3 protein-coding genes are annotated in these 3,475 nt (G+C 60.6%); all 3 read right to left on the reverse strand.

Features of this window, described 5'->3' with window-relative positions:
• Positions 1 to 101 precede the first annotated feature (101 nt).
• The gene (locus ACMLHG_RS16235; RefSeq protein WP_294435135.1) at positions 102 to 1,460 is read right to left on the reverse strand and encodes an ABC transporter permease; all 1,359 of its coding nucleotides are present in this window, start codon (positions 1,458 to 1,460) and stop codon (positions 102 to 104) included.
• On the reverse strand, positions 1,457 to 2,161 hold the full coding sequence (locus ACMLHG_RS16240; RefSeq protein ID WP_295807531.1) for an ABC transporter ATP-binding protein: 705 nt from the start codon (positions 2,159 to 2,161) through the stop codon (positions 1,457 to 1,459). The genes ACMLHG_RS16235 and ACMLHG_RS16240 overlap by 4 nt, the downstream gene beginning before the upstream one ends.
• Positions 2,158 to 3,475 (reverse strand): efflux RND transporter periplasmic adaptor subunit (locus ACMLHG_RS16245; protein ID WP_417171157.1); only part of this gene is annotated, 1,318 nt, incomplete at its 5' end. The genes ACMLHG_RS16240 and ACMLHG_RS16245, both read right to left, overlap by 4 nt.

Here is a 3,475-nt window from a genome sequence, read left to right on the forward strand (position 1 = left end):
CCTCTTTGCAAGCTCAAAATTGTATTTTTTTCCAAAAAAAACGCAGCCGCCGGACCGGCAGCTGCGGGGAAAAATGCGCAATCTCTTGAGCATCCGTTTCTTCACTCGTAACGGAGCGCTTCAATCGGGTCCAGCTGCGACGCCTTCCAGGCCGGGTAAAACCCGAAAATCACTCCGACCGCCGCCGAAACCAGCACCGCGGCGACCACTGCCCCGGGGCTGGACTGAATCGGCCAGTTGAGGTATTTCTCCACCAGAAGCGCGGAACCGTGCCCCAGAAGAATTCCGACAATGCCGCCCACCAGACAGAGCACCATCGATTCGATCAGGAATTGTTGAAGAATATCCTGCGAACGCGCCCCCACCGCCATGCGAAGCCCGATCTCCCGGGTCCGTTCCGTCACGGAAACCAGCATGATGTTCATGATCCCCACCCCGCCGACCACCAGCGAAATCAACGCCACGCCGAGCAGCAGATTGGTCATCACCGTCGAAGTGCTCGACAGCATCTTCATGAATTCCGCCGAGTTGCGGATTCGAAAGTCATTGGGCTGATCCGGCTTGAGCCGGTGACGTTCGCGCAGCAGCGCGGTGACCTCCTCCTCCACATCACCGACCCGGTCCGGAGAAACCGCGGTCAGCAGGATCATATCCACCTGGATGAACTTCGGCACTAGAAGCGTGTCGGTCTCCGCATTCTCCGTCGGTTCCGGGTAAAAGGCGATTCCTTCCGCCGGATAGAGGTCGGAGGGACTGGTGGCCGCCGTGCTGGTCGTATCGGTTGCGGTTCCAGTCTTCAGACCGGTCAACCGCAACCGGACCGTCGTCCACGGGGCGATGATCACATCGTCCTCGTCGGCGCCCATCATGTTTGCGCCCTTGCTCTTGAGCACGCCGATCACCTTGAATGCGGTATCCTTGAGCCGCACCTCGCTGTCGATCGGAGAACGGCCGCCGAACACTTCGCGCACGATCGTCGAACCGACCAGACAGACCCGGGCCCGGGATTCCACCTCACGCTCCGTGAAGTTGCGCCCCTCCCCGATCTCCCAGTTGCGGATAATCAGAAAGTCAGGCGCGCTCCCGACGATCTGCCGGGGAGCGTAGTTGACGTTGCCGGAAATCGCCTGATACCCCTGCGCATTCACCATCGGCACGGCGCGGCCGACGGAGGAACACTCCCGGAGGATCGCTTCACAGTCCTGCGGCGTCAACGTCATCCGGCTCCCGGAACCCTGACTTACGCCGCCGCGCCGGGATGCACCGGGTATGACCAGAATGGTGTTCGCCCCCATCTTCTCAATGGAAGCCTTGATCGAATGGGAGGAGCCGTTGCCGATCTCCATCATCGTGATGACAGCGGCGATGCCGATGACGATGCCGAGCGTCGTGAGCAGCGCCCGGGTGGGATTGCGCATCAATGCCTTGAGTGCGACACTGACGGTACTGCTGAGTTTCATGACTGCACCGCCTTTCCTTCGTAGGTGCCGCGGACAATCTGCCCGTCCTGCACATGAATCGACCGTTTGGCGAAACCGGCAATCTCCACAGAGTGGGTGACCAGAATGACGGTGATGCCTTCGTCGTTGAGTTGACTGAACATCCGCATCACCTCCTCGCTGGTGCGTGAATCCAGATTGCCGGTCGGCTCGTCGGCGAACAGTACCGGCGGGTGGTTGATCAGCGCACGGGCGATCGCCACCCGCTGCTGCTGGCCGCCCGACAGCTGCGAGGGATAGTGATAGATTCGATCGGCAAGGCCGACCCGTTCGAGCATCTCGATCCCCCGTTTCCGGCGCTCCCGGCGCGAGAGGCCGCCGGCGGTATAGGCCAGCGGCATGATGACGTTCTCCAGTGCCGTCGTGCGCGGCAGCAGATTGAAGCTCTGGAAAACGAACCCGATCTTGCGGTTTCGGACCTGCGCCCGGCGGTCGCCGGAGGCGCGCCCGACCTCCTCTCCTTCGAGCAGATAGTCGCCGGAGGTCTGACGGTCCAGGCAGCCGAGAATGTTCATCAGCGTGCTTTTTCCGGAACCGGACGCCCCCATCAGCGCGACATACTCCCCCTGGTCGATCGACAGTGTGATTCCCTTGAGAACGGGCACGTCGATCTCCCCGAGAAAATAGGTCTTGGTAATATCTTTGAGTTCAATCAATTTCATTTGCGATTTCTCCGCTGCGGCGGTTTCGGCAGGAAGGGGCTGCCGCCGGGACTGGAGGCGGCCTGCTCCGCCGAGATGACGGAGGTGCCGGTCACAATCTGCATGCCCTCTTCCAGACCGTCGCCGGAAATTTCCGTAACAATTCCGTCGTTGAGGCCGGTTTTGACCCGGAGCGGCCGCAGGACCCCCTCCTCCAGCACCCAGATGATCCGTTCCTTTTTGCCGCGCAGTTCTGCGGCGGCGGCGAGCTCTTCGCGGTACTGCTCCGGAACCTGACCGACCTCCGGCAGATAGCGCAGTGCCGCGTTCGGAATGGTAAGCACGTTGGAACGGCTGTCACGGATGAATTTCACATTGGCGGTAAGGTAGGGCAGCAGAACCCCGTTGGAGTTATCCGTCGCAACTTCAACCACGTAGGTAACGACGTTCTGCGACATGGTCGCATTGAGGCGGATTTTGAACACCTCCCCCTTGAACACCCGGTTCGGGAAAGCGTCCACCGTGAACTCCACCGGCATGCCCGGCTTGATGCTGCCGATATCCGCCTCGTTGACCGAAACCCAGACCTGCATCCGCTTCAGGTCTTTGGCAATCAAAAAGATGCTCGACGCACTCATGTTGGAGACCACCGTCTGCCCGATGCTGACCCGGCGGTCGATGATGACCCCGTCGACCGGGGAGCTGATCACGCAGTAACCGAGGTTGCGCGACGCCTTGTCCAGCGACGCTTCGGCGGTGGCGAGCTGCGCCTCCGCCTGCGCCAGGGAGGCTTCGGCCACCAGTTTGGATGCGGTCGCGGCGAGGAATTCCGCTTCCGCGTCGTCGTATTCACTCTTCGCCATCGCCTGTTTGGGATAGAGATCCTGCGCGCGTTCCCAGTTGTTCTTCGCCAGCGCGAGCTTTGCTTCCGCCTGCTTGATGCTGGCTTTCGCGCTCAGAATCGACGCCTGCGCCTCCTGTTCCGCCGCCTGTGCGGAACGGACCTCCGCCGCATAGAGGACATCATCGATGTTGGCCAGCACCATTCCCTGTTTGACCGGTGAGCCGTAATCGACGCTCTTGCCGTTCGCATCGATGCCGAAGGTGACGATTTTCCCGTTGACCTGAGCGCCGACGTTGACCAGCTCCTCCGGTTCGACGGTGCCGGTCGCACTGATGGTGCTGGCGACGTCGGCACGCGCTACACTTTCGGTATTATATTGAATGATATCGTTCTTCTGCAGCCAGGTGCGATATGCCCACACTCCGCCGGCGGCAAGCGCCGCAAGGATGATCAGAACCAACAACAGTTTTAAAAATTTTTTCATCCGCCTT

Source organism: Victivallis sp. (genome assembly GCF_048170485.1).
GTDB lineage: Bacteria > Verrucomicrobiota > Lentisphaeria > Victivallales > Victivallaceae > Victivallis.